The organism is Buttiauxella sp. AC142, assembly GCF_979253435.1.
The window spans coordinates 878,879-896,482 of the sequence record NZ_CEEDCH010000001.1 but is presented as its reverse complement, the minus strand read 5'-3'; the positions used below and the strand labels follow the sequence as shown (position 1 = coordinate 896,482).

At 50.2% G+C, this 17,604-nt stretch carries 15 protein-coding genes and 1 other RNA gene; 7 read left to right on the top strand and 9 right to left on the bottom strand.

Annotated elements, in window-relative coordinates; genetic code table 11:
* Positions 1–21: 21 nt before the first annotated feature.
* Entirely contained in the window at positions 22–1,392 is a 1,371-nt protein-coding gene (locus AC0IWZ_RS04065; protein ID WP_471678104.1) for a PTS transporter subunit EIIC, read from the bottom strand.
* Positions 1,393–1,696: 304 nt separating this feature from the next.
* Here AC0IWZ_RS04065 and AC0IWZ_RS04060 point away from each other — a divergent pair, with 304 nt between their 5' ends.
* Positions 1,697–2,896, top strand: a complete 1,200-nt coding sequence (locus AC0IWZ_RS04060) for an enolase C-terminal domain-like protein (RefSeq protein WP_471678105.1) — start codon at positions 1,697–1,699, stop codon at positions 2,894–2,896.
* Here AC0IWZ_RS04060 and AC0IWZ_RS04055 read toward each other — a convergent pair.
* Complete coding sequence (locus AC0IWZ_RS04055; RefSeq protein WP_471678106.1) at positions 2,884–3,606, bottom strand: GntR family transcriptional regulator; 723 nt, start codon at positions 3,604–3,606, stop codon at positions 2,884–2,886. The two genes, AC0IWZ_RS04060 and AC0IWZ_RS04055, sit on opposite strands and share 13 nt — an antisense overlap.
* A 143-nt stretch (positions 3,607–3,749) precedes the next feature.
* Here AC0IWZ_RS04055 and AC0IWZ_RS04050 point away from each other — a divergent pair, with 143 nt between their 5' ends.
* Positions 3,750–5,315, top strand: a complete 1,566-nt coding sequence (locus AC0IWZ_RS04050; RefSeq protein ID WP_471678107.1) for an EAL domain-containing protein — start codon at positions 3,750–3,752, stop codon at positions 5,313–5,315.
* 5 nt (positions 5,316–5,320) lie between these two features.
* Here AC0IWZ_RS04050 and norR read toward each other — a convergent pair whose 3' ends face one another.
* The gene (norR, locus tag AC0IWZ_RS04045; RefSeq protein WP_471678108.1) at positions 5,321–6,835 is read right to left on the bottom strand and encodes a nitric oxide reductase transcriptional regulator NorR; all 1,515 of its coding nucleotides are present in this window, start codon (positions 6,833–6,835) and stop codon (positions 5,321–5,323) included.
* A gap of 218 nt (positions 6,836–7,053) precedes the next feature.
* Here norR and norV point away from each other — a divergent pair, with 218 nt between their 5' ends.
* Both norV and norW read left to right on the top strand, forming a co-directional pair.
* The gene (norV, locus tag AC0IWZ_RS04040; protein WP_471678109.1) at positions 7,054–8,493 is read left to right on the top strand and encodes an anaerobic nitric oxide reductase flavorubredoxin; all 1,440 of its coding nucleotides are present in this window, start codon (positions 7,054–7,056) and stop codon (positions 8,491–8,493) included.
* Complete coding sequence (gene norW, locus AC0IWZ_RS04035; protein WP_471678110.1) at positions 8,490–9,623, top strand: NADH:flavorubredoxin reductase NorW; 1,134 nt, start codon at positions 8,490–8,492, stop codon at positions 9,621–9,623. Before norV ends, norW begins: the two co-directional genes overlap by 4 nt.
* Before the next feature lie 82 nt (positions 9,624–9,705).
* On the opposite strand, the gene AC0IWZ_RS04030 is transcribed toward norW, so the two are convergent.
* The 3 genes from AC0IWZ_RS04030 to yczE all read right to left on the bottom strand — a co-directional run bounded on the left by AC0IWZ_RS04030 (position 9,706) and on the right by yczE (position 11,639).
* Positions 9,706–10,059, bottom strand: a complete 354-nt coding sequence (locus tag AC0IWZ_RS04030) for a DUF1428 domain-containing protein (RefSeq protein WP_034493731.1) — start codon at positions 10,057–10,059, stop codon at positions 9,706–9,708.
* 108 nt (positions 10,060–10,167) lie between these two features.
* Positions 10,168–10,989, bottom strand: a complete 822-nt coding sequence (locus AC0IWZ_RS04025) for a GNAT family N-acetyltransferase (protein WP_471678111.1) — start codon at positions 10,987–10,989, stop codon at positions 10,168–10,170.
* A 35-nt stretch (positions 10,990–11,024) separates the two neighbouring features.
* Positions 11,025–11,639: a membrane protein YczE gene (yczE, locus tag AC0IWZ_RS04020; RefSeq protein ID WP_034493836.1), complete on the bottom strand. Its 615-nt coding sequence runs from the start codon at positions 11,637–11,639 to the stop codon at positions 11,025–11,027.
* Positions 11,640–11,729: 90 nt separating this feature from the next.
* Here yczE and yczR point away from each other — a divergent pair, with 90 nt between their 5' ends.
* Positions 11,730–13,160, top strand: coding sequence for a MocR-like transcription factor YczR (yczR, locus tag AC0IWZ_RS04015; RefSeq protein ID WP_471678112.1), 1,431 nt, complete (start codon positions 11,730–11,732; stop codon positions 13,158–13,160).
* 42 nt (positions 13,161–13,202) lie between these two features.
* Here the strand turns inward: yczR and AC0IWZ_RS04010 are convergent, their stop codons facing one another.
* Positions 13,203–13,841: a helix-turn-helix domain-containing protein gene (locus AC0IWZ_RS04010; RefSeq protein ID WP_471678113.1), complete on the bottom strand. Its 639-nt coding sequence runs from the start codon at positions 13,839–13,841 to the stop codon at positions 13,203–13,205.
* Between the two features lie 260 nt (positions 13,842–14,101).
* Between AC0IWZ_RS04010 and AC0IWZ_RS04005 the strand changes: the two genes are divergently transcribed.
* The gene (locus AC0IWZ_RS04005) at positions 14,102–16,078 is read left to right on the top strand and encodes an alkyl/aryl-sulfatase (protein ID WP_471678114.1); all 1,977 of its coding nucleotides are present in this window, start codon (positions 14,102–14,104) and stop codon (positions 16,076–16,078) included.
* A 170-nt stretch (positions 16,079–16,248) separates the two neighbouring features.
* Here AC0IWZ_RS04005 and ffs read toward each other — a convergent pair.
* Positions 16,249–16,345, bottom strand: an RNA gene (gene ffs / locus AC0IWZ_RS04000) — signal recognition particle sRNA small type.
* A gap of 172 nt (positions 16,346–16,517) precedes the next feature.
* On the opposite strand from ffs, the gene AC0IWZ_RS03995 reads away from it, so the two are divergent.
* Positions 16,518–16,829 carry an MGMT family protein gene (locus AC0IWZ_RS03995; protein ID WP_034493834.1) on the top strand — a complete coding sequence of 104 codons (312 nt, stop codon included), beginning with the start codon at positions 16,518–16,520 and terminating at the stop codon, positions 16,827–16,829.
* 39 nt (positions 16,830–16,868) lie between these two features.
* On the opposite strand, the gene AC0IWZ_RS03990 is transcribed toward AC0IWZ_RS03995, so the two are convergent.
* Positions 16,869–17,444 (bottom strand): YbaY family lipoprotein, encoded by a 576-nt coding sequence (locus AC0IWZ_RS03990; protein WP_034493727.1) that lies wholly within the window; start codon positions 17,442–17,444, stop codon positions 16,869–16,871.
* Between the last annotated feature and the right edge of the window lie 160 nt (positions 17,445–17,604).

Below are 17,604 nucleotides of genomic sequence, written 5' to 3'. Positions count from 1 at the left end.
CAAGCGTCATCCGCCAGTTTTTCAGGCTTTCTCGCGCACCAGCAAGGTGGTCAACGTAAACGATAATCCCAATGCCAGCGCCACGCCCATTAAAGCAAAGATAAAATACGGGCCGATATACGCGGGCAGGCTAAAAATGCTCGATAAAATATAGCCATACAAGCGAACACCGAAGAAAGCAATGAATGCCGAGGCGATGGAGCTTGCCACAGTGGCGGCAATAAACGCTTTCTTATAGCGTGTCAGCACGCCAAATAACGCAGGTTCGGTAATCCCCAGCAGGGCAGAAATCGCCGCAGGTAACACTACGGCCCGCTCTTCACGTGATTTACTTTGCATCCAGATAGCAAACGTCGCCCCGGCAATCGCCATATTTGCCATAAACATCATCGGCATCAGCATGTCATAACCACGGTCGGTGAAGTTTTGCAGCGCAATAGGCGTCATCGCGTGATGCATACCGGTTAAAATCGCCACCGGGCGAATAGCCCCCACCACCAGTCCGGCAAAACTTGCCGAAACCCCAAACAGCCCTTCAATAAACCACGCGAGTGCTTTACCCAGATAAATCCCCATCGGCCCGATCACCACCAGCGCAACCAGGGCGGCCAGGAACAACGTGAGTGTTGGCGTAAAGACGGTTTTTAGCACGTCCGGCATAAATCTATCCACCCAACGGTGGATGTAACTCAATGCAAGCACTGAGAAAATTACCGGAATCACACTCGATGCGTAGTTAAAGACTGAAATTGGCACCACGTTCAAAAAGTAGAACGCATCAACGGCATTCGGTGCATGGCTTGCCAGCGATTTTGCCGCTTCAATCAGCGACGGATACATCAAACAGGCGGCTACCGCAGCGGCCAGGTACTCGTTGGTTTTGAAGATACGCGCGGCGGAAATGGCGAGGAAGAACGGTAAAAAATAGAACACCCCGCTGGCAATCAAATCGATGACGATAACCGTATCGCTTTTTGCCGAAACCATTTTAAGCGCAATCAATCCTGCCAGCAGGCCTTTGATCATCCCGGCGCCAGCGATAGCGGGGACAATCGGGCCAAACACGCCCGACACGGTATCCATAAACATCGACACCAGACTTTTGCGCGTTCTCTTCTCGCCAGCCTGAGCGGTTTGTTCAGGCGATGAACCGAGCGCCGCGGTCAGTTGTTCGTACCAGGTATTGACCTGCGGGCCAATGATTATCTGAAATTGGTCGCTCTGGATTTGCGCCCCCAAAACACCCGGTATTTTTTTAATTGCTGACTGATCAATTTTATTTTCATCGACCAGAGAGAAGCGCAAGCGCGTCATACAGTGCCAGGCCTTACTAATATTATCCGCACCGCCAATCAGGTGAATAATATTATTAATGGCATCACGAGTCCCCATCTGTCACTCCCAAAGAATTGCTTATTGTTATGTGTTGAATGCCATTGATGTTAGGGAATCACAACCATGAAAACAAACCAATAAACTTTGACCACTGTCACACTTAGCCGCCATGAAAGGCATAAAACAGCGTTACAGAACAAATTGGTATGGTTTTATTACAAATCACGCCCCTTTTCCTGACCAATAAAAATAAGCAAAAAAAATGATTTACCGGCACTCAAAAATAAGGTGATAGTAATAAACAGAAGCCTTAAATCTGATGAGCAATTGACCGTTATTAAAACGCGTTTGGAGTAATCTCGTGCTACCAACCATTATTGAAAATATCGAATGCTTTATTACCCGCCCCGATCGTCATAACCTGGTAACTGTGCGCGTGACGACCAATAAAGGCGTCACCGGCCTGGGCTGTGCCACTTTCCAGCAGCGCCCACTTGCGGTAAAAACCATGGTTGATGAGTACCTCAAACCGCTGCTCATCGGCCGCGATGCCAATAACATCGAAGAGCTGTGGCAAATGATGACGGTCAACGCCTACTGGCGCAATGGCCCGGTCATCAACAACGCAATGGCAGGTGTTGATATGGCCCTGTGGGATATCAAGGGCCAGCTCGCCAATATGCCGCTGTATCAGCTATTTGGTGGAAAATCGAAGGACGCTATTGCAGCTTATAGCCACGCCGCGAGTGAAACGCTGGAAGGTTTATATCTCGAAGTGGACAAACTGCTGGCGCAAGGTTATCGCTACATCCGCTGCCAGCTTGGGTTTTATGGCGGCACACCGCAGGGTTTACATGCCACGAAATCCCCGACGCCAGGCGCCTATTATGACCAGGATGAATACATGGCCAACACGGTGGCGATGTTTAAAGCGCTGCGTGAGAAATACGGCAACCAATTCCATATTCTTCATGATGTGCATGAACGCCTGTTCCCACAACAAGCGGTGCAACTGGCAAAAGCGCTGGAACCCTATCAGCCGTGGTTTATCGAAGATATTCTGCCGCCTCAGCAAAGTGCCTGGTTAGAACAGGTTCGTGCGCATTCCTCCGTTCCGCTGGCAATGGGCGAGCTATTCAATAACCCGGCTGAATGGCATGATTTGATTGTGAATCGACGCATCGATTTTATTCGCTGCCACGTTTCGCAAATTGGTGGGATTACGCCTGCGCTGAAGCTCGCGGTTCTTTGCCAGGCATTTGGCGTGCGCCTCGCCTGGCATGGCCCGTCAGACATGACGCCGATTGGTGTTGCCGTGAATACCCATTTAAATATTCATCTGCATAATGCCGCTATTCAGGAATTCATTCCGAACAAGCCAAATACTGAATCCGTGTTCCCGGGCGCCCCCGTTGCGGAGCGAGGATATATTTATCCGTTGGAAAAACCGGGTATTGGTGTCGGGTTCGACCAGCAAAAAGCAGAAGCCTTCCCGGTGGAATATCGCCCGCACGAGTGGACGCAAAGCCGCTTACCCAATGGCGCGATTCACACGCCTTGAGTTCCCCGGCGATAAGCTAAATTATCGTGGTTATAGGGGGTGACGTAGGTGCAAGAATAATTGATATCAACGATATCGCTAATTTCGAACACGCGTCCCCCTTCAAGAATTCCCCGGTTGATGATACGCATCGCCGGGCTGCCCTTTTTACACTCCAGCAATGCTGACTGTTCTTTGTTAATTGCCACAGCCTGATAACTGGTTAATAAATGAGAGATCCGAAAACCTTTACTCAGCACATATTGTTGAATCGACCGTTCAATAACCTTCTGATTCAAATCAGGAAAATCCTTTACCGGCATGCGTGATATTTCAATTTGTATTTTCTGGTTATCGACATAGCGCAGGCGGCAAAACTGCCAGATATACTCATCGGCACCCAGGCCAAATACCTGCTGCTCCTCAAGACCGGGTAATTTTTTATGCAGATTCACCATCCGAAAAGCCATCTGGTCGAAACGCTTTTCAGTGATGGAGTTATAAACCAGCGGATTATTACGTGCCTGTGGATTAATCCAGATACCGGAACCCTGAATAATTTCGACGACGCCAATGCTGACCAATTTTTCCAGCGCTTTGCGAATAGTGAAACGCGAAACATCATATTCTGCGGCAAGCTGGCGCTCGGGCGGTAATTTGCGCCGCTGATTGTCGTTGTGCTGGTAAATTTTGCTTAACAGATCCTGGATAACAAACTCTTTTTTCTTCATGTCCGATTCACCAGCCGCTGATTTGCATGATGTTTAAATAGCCCAGTTTGAAGTAAAACATAACATCCCGTATTGAGCTGAGATAGACTAACCTCGTCTATGGAAACCATTATAAAAACTAATCTCTTAACGGAGCTTAAAGAATGACATCTCGCAAGCTCATAAGCCTGGTAAGCGGTGTACTGATTCTGGCAGTTCTGTCCCCTATTCTTCTCAGTGTCTATTTCGCACATCGTAATGCTGAAGAGGTTTTCCACGAGGAATTAGCCGAATTTGCCGATCACGCCATGTATCGCACCGGCAAAGTCATCGATCAGGCAGTGGCGGCCGTAGATGAAATCAACCTGGTCAATGATAATACGTGTTCAAAAACCCATACAGATGCCATGCATCGCATCGCGCTTAAATATCGCTACGTGCAAGAAGTCATGTTTCAGGATAATAACCATATTCTCTGCACGTCGCTGGTGCCTTACGGTGATAGCACTTTAATTGGCAGACCGGATCGTATTGGCCCCAATGGTTTTAATGCCTGGTACACCACCCCACCCGCACCGGGATTTAAACGGAAAATGGTGTATATCGGGAAACTGCCACATCTGGCGCTTATCGATCCGATGTCGTTTATTGATATCCTGCCGTTCGGAAAATATACCTTAAATATCGCCATGGTGGGTTTGGGTCAAAACCTGCTTATTGCCAGCAATAGCCACTATGTGCCTGATGAATGGCGCATTCCGCTTGCCCAGGGCCTCGATGAGTTTCAGACTGACGACGATTTTTACATTATCCGCCGCGATAACGATCTTGGGCTGGCAATGATTACCTGGGCATCGCGAGAGCCGATGAACGGCGTCTGGTATGAACAGCTTTTCATCTGGCTCCCTATTGGTCTGGTCATTAGTCTTGCTGCGGGGATATTCCTGATTAGCATCCTGCGACGTTTATTATCGCCGCGCAATCGACTGATGGATGCCATTAAAAATCATGAAATCAGTGTGGTGTATCAGCCTATTGTCCATCTGCAAAGTGGTGAAAGTGTTGGCGCTGAAGCCCTGATTCGCTGGCAGCAACAAGATGGTTCTATGCTTAACCCGGATGCATTTATTCCCCTGGCAGAGCAGACTGGGTTAGTGACGCAATTAACCGAACAAGTCATTGAGTTAATATTTATCGAGCTGGGGGAGTGGCTTTGCCAGCATCCTGACCACCATATTTCGGTTAATTTAGGTGTACGCGATATTCGTAGCCTGCATATTCTGGAGGTTATTCAGCCTTATTTGGTTCGGTATTCTGTCAAGCCGGGACAAATCGCATTTGAAATTACCGAGCGTGGTTTTGCTGATCCCAAAATAACTGCGCCGATCGTTGCGCAATATCGTCAAGCCGGACACGCCATCTACATTGATGATTTCGGGACGGGATACTCAAGCCTGAGTTACTTGCAAGATCTTGACGTCGATATTCTTAAAATCGACAAGTCATTTGTTGATGCCCTCGAATATAAAAACGTCACACCGCATATTATTGAAATGGCCAATGCATTGGGTATTTTGATGGTAGCCGAAGGGATTGAAACCCCGCGCCAGGCCACCTGGTTACGCGAACAAGGCGTGCAGTACGGCCAGGGCTGGCTGTTCAGTAAAGCCCTGGCAAAAGATGAATTTATCCAATGGGTTGAGAGTTATCGCGCCAAAGTGGCGAAATAAGCCGGTTATTTAACCCACAGGCGTTTAGCCAGCCGGTGTAAATTCGCCACGTCCAACTGTAACTGGCGGGCGCATGCCGCCCAATTCCCCGCGCAGGACGCCAGAGTGCTGATAATAATCTGACGCTGGAAATCATCCGTTGCGGTGCGCAAATTATCCACCAGCGGCGCTGAAACAGCAGGCTTACTCACGGATTTGGGTTCACTATCGGCTAACTGGAAATGCTGCGGTTGCAACCAAATTTCACCGTCCGGCTTACCTGAACGCGCCAGTACCGTGGCTCGATAAAGCGCATGTTCCAGTTCGCGAATATTCCCCGGCCAGTCATATCGGCGGAGCAGATTACGGGCAGCATCGCTCAAAGCCACCTGCTTGAGTCCCATTTTCACGCGGCTTTGCTCGCAGAAAAACCCTGCCAGCAAAGTGATATCATCGCCACGCTCGCGCAGTGGCGGCACATGCAGCGGAAACACGCTCAAACGGTGGAATAAATCGGCCCGAAACGCTCCTGCCAGAACATGCTGTTTAAGGTCACGATTGGTCGCCGCCAACACTCGCACGTTCACTCTTTGGCTGCTGTCATCGCCCACGCGCTGAATATCGCCATATTGTAAAACCCGCAGCAATTTCGCCTGAAGCGTTAATGGCAACTCGCCGATTTCATCCAGGAACAGCGTGCCGTTGTCTGCCATTTCAAACTTGCCGGTTCGATGATGAATGGCTCCGGTAAACGCCCCTTTTACATGGCCGAATAATTCACTTTCCGCCACGCTTTCCGGCAGTGCCGCACAGTTGAGATACACCAGTGGATTCGCCGCACGCGCCGAGCCACTGTGAATAGCACGCGCCACCAGCTCTTTCCCAACGCCAGTTTCCCCGGTGATCAGCACATTCAAATCAGAGCCAGCAACGATTTCGATCTCTTTCTTGAGTTGCAACATTCCCGTAGATAAACCAACCATTTCAGCGCTTCTGCTTTTCGTGCTGATGGGGGCGCTCGTCGCAGCAGGCGTTTGATTTTCAAGTTGTTCCATCAGCAATGCGTTATTCAGTGCTCCCGCAGCGAGCACGCTAATTAACCGTAACTCTTCATCACTGAAATGGTCGAATTGCAGCGGGTCCATACCGTCAACCGTTAACGCACCAATCAAATTTTGATCGGCAAACAGCGGCAGCCCCAGGCAAGCATGCACTTTTAAATCTGTATGGTCGGGAATCAGCCCATCGTAAGGGTCAGGTAATTCGCTATCCGCCGGAAAACGCACCACATCACCCGCGCGAGCAATCGCCTCAAGGCGCGGATGTGCGTCCAAATCAAAACGCCGGCCGAGCACATCCTGCGCCAGTCCATCAATCGCCAGCGGGCGAAACTGCCGCGCTTCGTAACGCAATAATGCCGTGGCATCCCCGCCTAAAAGCTGGCGCAAAGTGCGAATCAAACGGGCAAAACGATCCTGGTGAGAAATGCCGCTTTGCAGGTCGATGGCGATATTGGCAAGGGAAGTAATAGACAGGCTCATTAGCGGCTCCAGATTGGGAAAGATTAACGTTACCGCGTAATGGTCAAAATGACAAAACCATTGTCATAAAGACAATTTCAAGCACTGTCTTTATGACAACAAAATTTTAAGTATTTTCATAAATAACAATAAAAATCAAACAATTAAAAAGTTGGCACGCCGATTGTAATACATCAAATACGAGCATCATTTTTTAATTATTTTTGAGGGTATTTTCAATGGCGATTCAGGTTAAAAACAACATCCAATGGGTAGGTCAACGTGACTGGGAAGTGCGTGATTTTCATGGCACCGAATATAAAACACTGAAAGGCAGCAGCTATAACAGCTACCTGATTCGTGAAGAAAAAACCGTGCTGATTGATACCGTTGACCACAAGTTCAGCCGTGAGTTTGTGCAAAATCTGGCGGCTGAAATTGACCTGAATACGCTTGATTTCATCATCATTAACCATGCGGAAGAAGACCACGCAGGCGCACTGACTGAGCTGATGTCGCGGATACCGAACACGCCAATTTACTGTACTGCCAACGGCGTGGACTCTATCAACGGGCATCACCATCATCCTGAATGGAATTTCAATGTGGTAAAAACCGGTGACAGTCTGCATATCGGCAACGGCAAACAACTCATCTTCGTTGAAACCCCCATGTTGCACTGGCCAGACAGCATGATGACCTACATGACGGGCGATGCAGTGCTGTTCAGTAACGATGCCTTTGGTCAGCATTACTGTGATGAACATCTGTTTAACGATGAAGTTGATCAGGGTGAATTGTTCGAACAATGCCAACGTTATTACGCCAACATTCTTACCCCGTTCAGCCGCCTGGTGACGCCGAAAATCACTGAAATCCTCGGCTTCAATTTGCCGGTGGATATGATTGCGACATCCCATGGCGTGGTGTGGCGCGACAACCCAACACAAATTGTGGAGCTGTATTTGAAGTGGGCAGCGGATTATCAGGAAGATCGCATCACGATTTTCTACGACACCATGTCCAACAACACTCGCATGATGGCGGATGCGATTGCGCAAGGCATTACGGAAGTAGACCCACGCGTGGCGGTGAAAATTTTCAATGTCGCCCGACATGATAAAAATGAAGTTCTGACAAACGTGTTCCGCTCCAAAGGCGTGCTGGCCGGAACATCCACGATGAATAACGTAATGATGCCAAAAATTGCCGGTCTGGTAGAAGAGATGACCGGGCTGCGTTTTCGTAATAAACGTGGCAGCGCCTTCGGCTCCCACGGCTGGAGCGGCGGCGCGGTAGACCGTCTTTCCACCCGTTTGCAGGATGCCGGTTTTGAAATGTCGCTCAGTTTGAAAGCGAAATGGCGTCCGGATATTGATGCGCTGGAAATCTGCCGTGAGCATGGCCGCGAAATCGCCCGTCAGTGGGCATTAACTCCGCTTGTTTCTGCCCCCGCTTCCGTACCGCAGGAAAGCGTGGTTGAAGCGACTACCTGCGCTGATTCAGGCCCACGAATGCAGTGCAGTGTCTGCCAGTGGATTTACTGTCCGCAAACCGGGGAACCGATGCAGGATGTAGCACCGGGAACGCCGTGGGCCGATGTACCAGATAGCTTCCTGTGTCCGGAATGTTCATTGGGGAAAGACGTCTTTGATGTGCTGGCAACGGAGGCAAAATGAAACATGGCATTGTGATCGTCGGTTCGGGCTTTGCAGCCCGTCAACTGGTCAAAAATATCCGTAAGCATGACGCGCAGATCCCTGTCCGCATGATTGCCGCCGACAGCATGGACGAGTACAACAAACCCGATCTCAGCCATGTCATCAGTCTGAATCAACGTGCAGACGACCTCACCCGGCAGCGTGCCGGGGAGTTTGCCGAGCAGTTTAATTTAACGCTCAATGCCAACAGTTGGGTGTCCGAAATTAATACTCGCGAGCGCCTGGTAAAATGTGGCGACCAGCAATGGCCGTACGACAAACTGGTGCTGGCAACCGGCTCGAGCGCCCTGCTCCCGCCGATTGAAGGCAAAGAGCTGATGCTCACGCTCAATAGCCAACAAGAATATCTGGCCTGCGAATCGTCATTACGCGAGGCGAAGCGCGTGATGATTCTGGGCGGCGGTTTGATTGGCACAGAGCTGGCGATGGATTTTTGCCGCGCCGGGAAGCAGGTTATTTTGCTGGATAACGCCTCCAACCTGCTCGCCTCGCTGATACCTGCGGAAGTCAGTAGCCGTTTGCAGCAGCGACTGAACCAGATGGGCGTCGAACTGCTGTTTAATCAGCGCCTTGAGTCGCTGAAGCAAACATCACAGGGAATCAATGCGGCATTGAGCAACGGGCGGACTATCTGCGTGGATGCCGTAGTGGCCGCGATCGGCCTGCGTCCAAACGTTGGTCTGGCGCAGCATGCCGGGCTGGCGGTGAACCGGGGGATTGAGGTAAACCGCCAGTTGCAGACGTCAAATGAGAATATTTACGCCCTCGGTGATTGTGCGGAAATCGACGGAAAAGTGCTGCCATTCCTGCAACCGATTCAGTTTAGTGCGATGACCCTTGCCAAAAATCTACTGGGAGCAACAGACGGCCTGGCCCTTCCTGCAATGCTGGTGAAGGTGAAAACGCCGGAGCTACCTTTACATCTGGCAGGGGAAACGCAACGCAGTGATTTGACCTGGCAAATCACCGCCGAGCCACAGGGTCTTATCGCCAAAGGGTATGATGAGGCGCAACAGTTACGGGCGTTTATTGTCAGCGAAGCGCATATGAAACTGGCGTTTGGATTATTGCGGGAATTACAGATTTAGCGGGTAATCATACGGGTGACGCAGGCTTCCTGCGTGAGGCGGATAATATCTGCGTCACCCCTTTCCTGACTTATTGAAAAGTCTACTCGTCAAGAATTGGCGCAAAGCCACCATAAATCATACGCTTGCCATCAAACGGCATCGACTCACCAAACTCTTTCATCCGTGGGTCAGACATCATTTTCGCATTCGCGGCATCACGTACTTCTTTGGATGGGTACTCAATCCAGCTAAACACCACTTCTTCGCTCTCTTCGGCTTTCACTGCCATACGAAAATCAGTGATCTTGCCATCGGGCACATCGTCAGCCCAGCATTCAACAACGCGTAATGCACCAAATTCTTTAAATAACGGTGCGGCTTTTGCGGCTAACTGCTTGTATTCATCCTTCTTTGCTGCGGGTACAGCAACTACGAAACCATCAACATAACTCATTGTGAACCTCCACGGTGTGGGAAGTACGGCAGACCATACGGGTAGATAATTTCTACCCGTGATGATTACGATTGATAAGTTTAGTCGTTAAGAATGAATGCTTCCTGCTTAAAGATTGAGCAGCATTTCATATTGCGTACAGGGATCCTGACGGAAACCGCTGCTTTCGAAAAGTGGGGCGAAAGATTCCGGGATGGCCGTGGCGGTAAAAATCCCCGGAAAACGCTCGCGTAAAAGCGTCAGCAATTTTTTGGCCTGCCCCTGGCCACGTGCTGTTGGTTCAACATAAAGCATACGCACTCGTGGCGGCTGGGGAGAAGTCGCGACCATCGCGTAAGCCACGTCGTTCAGCACATAGGCTTTGCCGGGTAATTTATAGAGCGTCTCGGGGGCGGTCAGCCACGGCAAACGCTGACCGGAATCCGTCATCATTTTTTTCGCCATGACCATCGGGTCGATTTCTTGCAGCTCGCCCGTTTCGGTAAACAGCGTCGAATTCACCGCATTGAACCCCACCAGCGTCTGCTGGCGCACGAACCCCATGCGTTCATACAGCGCCAGCCCCCCGTCGTTACCGACAATCACCTCCAGCCACATCTTTTTATCGCCACGCGCACGCGCTTCATTGATTAATTGCTGCATGAACTGTTTGCCAAAACCCTGACCGCGTAATTCAGGGCGAAGTGCAAATGCCGCCAGGCGGCTGGTTTGCCCACGGCGAGTGATGATTGCCTGCGCTTTCGGTTCACCGTCTTGTGTCCAGACTCTGCTGTCGTTAAAACTGATATCTTCGGCACTAAAACGCGACGCGAAAGTTTCACCATCGATGGTAAAAGGGACTAAATATCCTTCAAAACAATGAGAAAGAATTTCAGCCAATTGATAGCTATTCCAGTTCGCCGCCGCGTTACTCATGACCTTGTTGTGCATTGCTACCTCATCAGATGGTGTGTTTTTCATCCACATTAGGGCACAACAGTCGGTTCGACCAGGCTTTTTTCCCGCTGAATATGAATGCGAAACCACGGCAAACAGAGTTGAATAAGCGGGCCAATGGCCAGCGCATATAACACGGTGCCGACGCCAAATGTGCCACCCATCAGCCATCCCGCCAGTAAAACCGTTAACTCAATCGCCGTTCGCACACTGCGCACCGACCAGCCGGTACGGGCGTTAATCCCGGTCATCAGACCATCGCGTGGGCCGGAACCAAACCCGGCGCCAATGTACATACCGGTCGCTATCGCATTGACCAGGATGGCCGCCAGCAGTAAAACACTGCGTGCCACTAACGATTCAACCGGTGGCATCAGTGCTAACGCGGCATCCGCAGCAAGACCGAGAACGATCACGTTGCTGACTGTCCCCAGGCCCGGTTTCTGGCGCAGCGGGATCCACAGCAGCAACACCAGCGCCCCAACCACGATCATCACCATGCCAATATTTAAAGAAAAGATCCGCGCCACGCCAAGGTGGAATACGTTCCAGGGATCGGCCCCCAAATTTGCCCGCACGAACATAGCCGTGGAAACTCCGTACAACACCAGTCCGGTATACAGTTGCAGCAAGCGACGAGCGATCATGATCTTTACCTCAGAAATCTGTTATGGCTTTACTTTTATACAAAATGGATATGAAATTAAGGTCCAGTTATCAAAAAGTGGATTGCTATGGCACAGCGCAGAACGGGATCGTCATCACTGGTAAAATTGCTGGGGAACTGGCATCAGGATTTACCGCGTACGCCCGTTTATCGGCAACTGGCGGACGGGCTACGGCTGTTGATTCTGGATGGTCGCCTGCCGTTGGATAGCCGCCTGCCAGGGGAGCGCGAGCTGGCTACAGCGCTGGGGATTAGCCGCACGACGGTAGCAACGGCTCTGGCGCAACTGCGTGATGAAGGTTATCTGGCAAGCCGCCAGGGTTCGGGTTCGATCACGATGCTGCCAGAAAGCGGGCAAACTGTTTCACCGCTGCCAGGACGTGCCGCAACACTGGATTTATCGACAGCCGCACTCAGCGCCGGGCCGGAGATTCATCAGGCCTATGCTAATGCCCTGATTGCGCTGCCAGAACATCTCGGCAGCACCGGTTACAATCAGCAAGGCTTGCCTGAACTGCGCGACGTTATCGCGCAACGCTACGCTGCACGCGGGCTACCGACAACAGCCGATCAGATTATGATCGTCAACGGTGCGTTAAGTGGTTTTGGCCTGATTCTGCGCTTGCTGACCGGGCCTGGCGACCGTGTAGTTATCGACAATCCCACGTACCCGATGGCGCTTTCAGCCATTAAGGGCGCATCGTGCCGGGCCGTTCCCGTCAGCCTGACCGAAGACGGTTGGGATACGGATGGGCTGGCGGCAACCATCGCACAAACATCGCCGCGCCTGGCCTATTTGCTGGCCGATTTCCATAACCCGAGCGGGCGTTGTATGAATGCTGACACACGTGCCGCTATCGCTGAGATTGCCGCCCGAACGCGCACCACCATTGTGGCCGATGAAACCATGGTCGACCTGTGGTACGACGCCCCTCCGCCGCCACCGCTCGCCGCTTTCGACGATGCAGACCGGGTGATCACGTTGGGTTCTGCCGGAAAAAGTTTCTGGGGCGGTTTGCGCCTGGGCTGGATACGCGCCAGCACGCGAACCATTGCGTCTCTGATTCAAATCCGCGATTCATTAGATTTAGGCTCACCGGTTCTTGAGCAACTTGCCGCCATTCACTTGTTCAGTGAAGCCGAAACCTTCCTGCCTCAACGCCGCGCATTATTGCGAGAACGCAGGGATGCCTGTGCGCAAACCATTAAAGAGCTGTACCCGGAGTGGAAAATTACCGTCGTGCCGCAAGGCGGTCTGTCCTGGTGGATTGAATTACCCAAACCGCTGGCAACAGTATTCGCGGCAAGTGCAGAGTCAATCGGGATACGCATTGGCGCAGGGCCTCGCTTTGGAACTGACGGCGCATTTGAGCGATATTTACGTTTGCCGTTTACGCTTGAACCGACGCAAATGCGTGCAGCCCTGGAACGATTAAAACCGCTTTGGGATAACCTGGCGCAAACTGGGAATGAATATATAAGAAGAGTGGTGGTTTGAGCGTCCAGATAATACAGATAGCCATGTGATTTATTACAATCATTAGTATCCATCCGGCAAGACTTTGTTTATTGATACCAGCTTTCCATTCTTCATCGTAATATATCCACCCTCTTTTAAATCAGCCAGCACTCTGAATACATGAGTACGAGATAATTTGGTGCGACGTATAATAAAATTCGCCAGACCTTCACTTTCTTTGGGGTAGGTTTTAGCTCTGTAGAGATAACGGTACAACATGGGTTTGATTGTTTGATAGCTGGTGAGTTGCTTTCTCTCAGCGTGTAATTCAAGTGAGAAAATGGTCATGAAAATCAAAATATTTGATAATACCTGCATATTTTCAGTGCTTTGAAAGAAAATATTATCAAAGTTCTCGTAAGAAATTTTAACGACTTTCACTGGTGTCATGCATTTATATTCAAAACTCAGTAGCGGACAATAGCGCTCCATCAAACCAATGGGCATAAAGTCAATCGCATTGCCAATAGTGAGTTCACTTTCTGCATGTAGAATAGCAACAGAACCTTCAACCGGAACATAAATAAAACCTGGCGTCAGATCTAATTTTTTAGTTACGGCAAAAATCAATGGCTCTCCACTTTTGCAGATATCATTAACCTGACCCTCCATGTTCAGCGATTTATAATAACGATGAATATTTTCGAAGCTAGCTGCCATAACATATCCAATATATATCATCAGTAATTATAGTATAGCGCCATCAAATCAAAATGTCTGTACAAAATGAAAGGCGTAATTCCATCTAAATAGCAAAATAAACTGTAGTCCCATATGGTACTACTTCATCATTATGTAATCGATTAAAGTTGACGAAGTGGTAAACATACAGGTTTTTCAAACCAGTTTATTCAAAATAAAGTGAAGTCTAAAAAATATTTCTTATCTTTTAGACTTTATTAAGTTTAGAGGTTGAATTAATGAGACTGAATCTAATAGCCACAAGCCTGATTGCTGCAGGTTTACTGACATCGCTGTCAGTCAGCGCTGCAACGCCAGCGCCAACAAAAGATGCAACTGCTGCAACTCAGCAAGCGAATGAAGCACTTTACAATCAGCTGCCTTTTGCTGATAAAACTGATTTTGCCAATGCGCATAAAGGCTTTATCGCCGCCCTCCCGCAAGAGGCTATAAAGGGCGAGAAAGGCAATGTTATCTGGAACCCGCAGCAGTACGCTTTTATTAAAGAGGGCGACAAAGCACCAGCGACGGTTAACCCGAGCCTGTGGCGTCAGTCCCAGCTAATTAATATTAGCGGTCTATTTCAAGTGACAGACGGTGTTTACCAGATCCGTAACCTCGACCTTTCCAATATGACCATTATTGAAGGTAAAACCGGGATTACCGTTGTCGACCCGCTGGTTTCTGCCGAAACAGCTAAAACGGCAATGGATCTGTATTACAAAAATCGCGGCAAAAAACCCGTTGTCGCGGTTATTTTCACCCACAGCCACGTTGACCACTACGGTGGTGTGCGGGGTGTGGTAGATGAAGCTGATGTCAAAGCGGGTAAAGTGAAACTTTATGCTCCGCAAGGCTTTATGGGTGCCGCAGTTGACGAGAACATTATGGCGGGTAATGCCATGAGCCGCCGTGCGAGCTATATGTATGGCAATCTTTTACCTGCCGATGCAAAAGGCCAGGTCGGTGCGGGCTTGGGTACCACCACTTCTGCCGGTACAGTGACATTACTGGCGCCAACAAACTACATCACTCACACCGGCCAGGAAGAAGTGATCGATGGTTTGACTTACGACTTTATGATGGCGCCTGGTTCGGAAGCGCCGTCAGAAATGCTGTGGTATGTCAAAGAGAAGAAGATGATAGAAGCAGCGGAAGATGTCACCCATACGCTGCACAACACGTATTCTCTTCGCGGGGCGAAAATCCGCGATCCGCTGGCATGGTCTAAATATATTAATGCAGCCATTGATCGCTGGGGCAGCGATGCTGAAATCATTATCGCTCAGCACCACTGGCCAACCTGGGGTCAGGAAAATGTCGTCAACCTGATGAAAGGCCAGCGCGATATGTATCGCTACATCAATGACCAGACGTTGCGTATGGCGAACGAAGGCCTGACCCGCGATGAAATCGCAGCCAACTTCAAACTCCCACCGAGCCTCGAGAAAACCTGGGCTAGCCGTGGCTATTACGGCTCCGTCAGCCACGACGTGAAAGCCACCTATGTGTTCTACCTCGGCTGGTTCGATGGCAACCCGGCAACACTTGATGAACTGCCGCCAGAGCAATCAGCGAAGAAATTCGTCGAATATATGGGCGGAGCAGACAGCATTCTGCAAAAAGCGAAGTCTGATTACCGCCAGGGTAATTACCGCTGGGTGGCTCAGGTCGTGAGTAAAGTCGTATTTGCCGATCCCGATAACAAGGCTGCGCGTGAACTGGAAGCGGATGCGCTGGAGCAAATGGGGTATCAGGCAGAATCCGGCCCATGGCGTAACTTCTATTTGTCGGGGGCACAGGAACTGCGTAATGGTGTGGTCAAAGCTGCAACACCAAATACCGCAAGCCCGGATACCGTTCGCGCCATGACGCCAGAAATGTTCTTCGATTATATGGCTGTGCATATCAACGGTGAGAAAGCGGCTAATGCCCACGCGGTGCTGAACTTTAACTTCGGCGACCAGGGCGGGAAGTACAAACTGGAACTGGAAAACGGTGTGCTTAACCACACGCCAAATTCAGCAGCCACTAATGCTGACGCCACAATTAATGTTTCCCGCGATACGCTCAATCGCATTGTGTTGAAAGAAGAAACATTGCAACAGGCGAAAGAGAAAGGTGATGTAAAAATCACTGGGGATGCAGGAAAACTGGATGAAGTACTGGGTTATATGGACAAGTTTGATTTCTGGTTCAATATTGTAACGCCTTAACCGTTCCACCAAAATAAGTAGTCTATAACTTGAATGCCCTGTGACGTCAGTTGCGGGGCATTTTTATTGCTTTATCGGTTTGCGCTTTAAGGGGATGAAGTTAAAACAGAATAATGCAGAGACAGGCTTAAGTATGTTGGAGTTTTACATGCGCCAGAATTGGGTGGGGGCCCTGCCAGCTACATCCCGGCACACGCGTCATCTGCTGCGGCTGCTTCCTTCCGGACCTGACCGAATTCACAAATTAGCATTGCGGGAGAACCAACAGGGCCCCCATTGAGAGCGCTAGTTACCTAACGCGCTGGCGCATTATCCATGTTGCCCTATGCAATTGCAAGCAACGAGCGGTCAGGTGTTGGTTTCTTGCGCAGCCTGCGTTTTGCTTCCTTGTTTGATGGCCGGCGATTATCCTGTACAGCAGGCGTTTACGAGGTTTGCTATGGATAACAATGATTCATTCCCGATGCGGGTTTTCCAGATTATTGCTGCTATTCCAGAAGGTTGCGTCACAACTTATGGCGATGTCGCACGTCTGGCGGGATCTCCGCGTGCGGCAAGACAAGTCGGCGGCGTTCTCAAGCGTTTACCCGAAGGCAGCAAACTGCCGTGGCACCGAGTGGTGAATCGCCACGGGCATATCTCCCTGACCGGCCAGGATTTACAACGCCAACGGCAAGCCCTGCTTTCAGAAGGCATTATGGTTTCTGGCGATGGGAAAATTGATATGGAACGTTATCGCTGGAATTACTGAAAAGCGCCTCGGGCGAGGCGCTTCGCATTACGGTGAAGATCAGAACTGCGTTGGCGCAGGAACCGCTGCAGAAGGATTCACCTGAGTCGGTGAAGTTGATGGAACCGTTGTCATCGCACCGCCACTGGCCTGAACAGGAACCGCCGTTTGCTGGACCGGCACCAGCGTCAGATCGACTTTTTTCCCGCCCTGGTTAATCACCGGCTGAATAGTATCGGTGATAAACATCAGTTTATCGTTCACGGTAATCGCCGCACTCAGGATAATTCGCGCATTCGGCTGAATATCGGCTGGGTTAAACGGCAGCACAAAGCTGAACGGTGACTGCTTCCCTTCCGTGCGAACGGCTTTCTGTGACAATACTCGTGACGGCGCATCAGCCATAGAGGCATCAGACAGCGTGACAGTGAGTACCGCATCCGGTGGTAAAGCGACTTTCTGACGAATCCATACCGTACCGGAAACATTAGGCTGTGCAATATCAGACTGCGCAGTTGCTGCTGCCGAAGTAGTTGTAGCGGCAGGTGCAGGCGTTGGGATATCAGCGCTTTTCTGCGCGCATCCCGCCATCGCTACGGCAATGGCTAAACCACTTAACGTGTGCACAAGTTTCATTGATTTGTTCTCCTTATTATCAATGCACCAGCAGGCCGTAGGCCCACGAGTAATGAGTGGTTAAACTTACTTATCACGCTAAGTGTGGCACATATAACTGGTTTTTGCCCAAAAGCGAAACCGATCGTCAGGTCGGGCCACTACGTGGCGATTGCAGGAA

What these genes read in the sequence shown, in the direction of transcription:
- AC0IWZ_RS04065 (WP_471678104.1), bottom strand. Translation starts at nt 1,392, where the DNA reads ATGGGGACTCGTGATGCCATTAATAATATTATTCACCTGATTGGCGGT.
- AC0IWZ_RS04055 (WP_471678106.1), bottom strand. Translation starts at nt 3,606, where the DNA reads ATGAAGAAAAAAGAGTTTGTTATCCAGGATCTGTTAAGCAAAATTTAC.
- AC0IWZ_RS04050 (WP_471678107.1), top strand. Translation starts at nt 3,750, where the DNA reads ATGACATCTCGCAAGCTCATAAGCCTGGTAAGCGGTGTACTGATTCTG.
- norR (WP_471678108.1), bottom strand. Translation starts at nt 6,835, where the DNA reads ATGAGCCTGTCTATTACTTCCCTTGCCAATATCGCCATCGACCTGCAA.
- norV (WP_471678109.1), top strand. Translation starts at nt 7,054, where the DNA reads ATGGCGATTCAGGTTAAAAACAACATCCAATGGGTAGGTCAACGTGAC.
- norW (WP_471678110.1), top strand. Translation starts at nt 8,490, where the DNA reads ATGAAACATGGCATTGTGATCGTCGGTTCGGGCTTTGCAGCCCGTCAA.
- AC0IWZ_RS04030 (WP_034493731.1), bottom strand. Translation starts at nt 10,059, where the DNA reads ATGAGTTATGTTGATGGTTTCGTAGTTGCTGTACCCGCAGCAAAGAAG.
- AC0IWZ_RS04025 (WP_471678111.1), bottom strand. Translation starts at nt 10,989, where the DNA reads ATGCACAACAAGGTCATGAGTAACGCGGCGGCGAACTGGAATAGCTAT.
- yczR (WP_471678112.1), top strand. Translation starts at nt 11,730, where the DNA reads ATGGCACAGCGCAGAACGGGATCGTCATCACTGGTAAAATTGCTGGGG.
- AC0IWZ_RS04010 (WP_471678113.1), bottom strand. Translation starts at nt 13,841, where the DNA reads ATGGCAGCTAGCTTCGAAAATATTCATCGTTATTATAAATCGCTGAAC.
- AC0IWZ_RS04005 (WP_471678114.1), top strand. Translation starts at nt 14,102, where the DNA reads ATGAGACTGAATCTAATAGCCACAAGCCTGATTGCTGCAGGTTTACTG.
- AC0IWZ_RS03995 (WP_034493834.1), top strand. Translation starts at nt 16,518, where the DNA reads ATGGATAACAATGATTCATTCCCGATGCGGGTTTTCCAGATTATTGCT.
- AC0IWZ_RS03990 (WP_034493727.1), bottom strand. Translation starts at nt 17,444, where the DNA reads ATGAAACTTGTGCACACGTTAAGTGGTTTAGCCATTGCCGTAGCGATG.